Source organism: Streptomyces colwelliae (genome assembly GCF_048158785.1).
In the GTDB taxonomy this organism is placed as follows: Bacteria; Actinomycetota; Actinomycetes; order Streptomycetales; family Streptomycetaceae; genus Streptomyces.
This window is the reverse complement of sequence record NZ_JBLTJC010001096.1, coordinates 1-369: the sequence shown is the minus strand read 5'-3', so window position 1 is coordinate 369 and position 369 is coordinate 1. Positions and strand designations below refer to the sequence as shown.

Here is a 369-nt window from a genome sequence, read left to right as displayed (position 1 = left end):
TCCAGGCGATGGTCTTCGGCAACCTCAGCTCCCCTGTGACATTCGAGAGCAGCGGCACCGGCGTCACCTTCACCCGCGACCCCGCCACCGGCGAACGCGGCATGTACGGCGACTACCTGCCCGACGCACAGGGCGAGGACGTCGTCGCGGGCGTCCGCGACGCACTGCCCCTGAGCGAGCTGAAGCGGCTCAACCCGCGTGCCTACATCCAGCTCAGCGATCACCTGCGCACCCTGGAGCACCACTACCGCGACCTGTGCGACGTCGAGTTCACCGTCGAGCGCGGCAAGCTGTGGATCCTCCAGACCCGCGTCGGCAAGCGCACCGCCGAGGCCGCCTTCCGCATCGCCCACGACCTGCGCGAGGAGG

Annotated in this window: 1 protein-coding gene; it reads left to right on the top strand. The window is 69.6% G+C overall.

The window, feature by feature from the left end; translation table 11 throughout:
- The coding region (locus ACNFOC_RS55990; protein ID WP_416966523.1) for a PEP/pyruvate-binding domain-containing protein at positions 1-369 on the top strand (369 nt) is incomplete at both ends.